This is a genomic window from Alloyangia mangrovi (assembly GCF_002300555.2).
Classification (GTDB): Bacteria; Pseudomonadota; Alphaproteobacteria; order Rhodobacterales; family Rhodobacteraceae; genus Salipiger; species Salipiger mangrovi.
Genome location: NZ_NTHN02000148.1, coordinates 1 through 656, shown reverse-complemented (window position 1 = coordinate 656; position 656 = coordinate 1). Strand labels below are relative to the sequence as shown.

The following is a 656-nucleotide window of genomic DNA, read 5'->3' as shown; positions in this document are numbered from 1 at the left end:
GCCGGCCTTGCGCTCGAGCACCGGCATCAGCCGCTGCGCCAGCGCCGTGTCGCCCGCGTCCATGTGGATCGTCGCGGTGAGCTGACCCTCGAACCCCTTGGCGAGCTCTTCCATCTCGTCCGCACCCGAGACCCGCACCACGAGCCCGAGCGGGCCGAAGACCTCCTCGCCAAGGGCATGATCCTGCAGGTAATTCGCCGCATCCGTCTCGAAGAGGTTGGGCAGCGCTTCGCGGCCCTCGCTGTCGGTGGTCAGCACCGGCTTGACGGCATTGCGGCCATCGAAGCGCGATTTACCGTCCTTATACGCTTGCGCGATACCATCGGTGAGCATGCATTGGGCGGACGCGCCCTTCAGCGCCTCGGCGGCGGCGGCGACAAAGGCGTCGCCCTCGGGGCCCGTCTCCACCACGGCAATGCCGGGGTTGGTGCAGAACTGGCCGGCGCCCATCGTCAGGGAGCCTGCCCAGCCGGTGCCGATCTCGGCGCCGCGCGACTTGATGGCTTGCGGAAGGAGGAACATCGGGTTCACCGAGCCCAGCTCGCCGAAGAAGGGGATCGGCACCTCGCGCTGCGCGCAGAGGTCAAAGAGGGCACGGCCGCCGCCGAGCGAGCCGGTAAAGCCCACGGCATTGATCAGCGGGTGCTGCACCAGCG

Annotated in this window: 1 protein-coding gene; it reads right to left on the bottom strand. The window is 68.8% G+C overall.

The window, feature by feature from the left end:
* Positions 1-656: aldehyde dehydrogenase family protein (locus tag CLG85_RS27160; RefSeq protein ID WP_260350397.1), on the bottom strand; the 656-nt coding region annotated here is incomplete at both ends.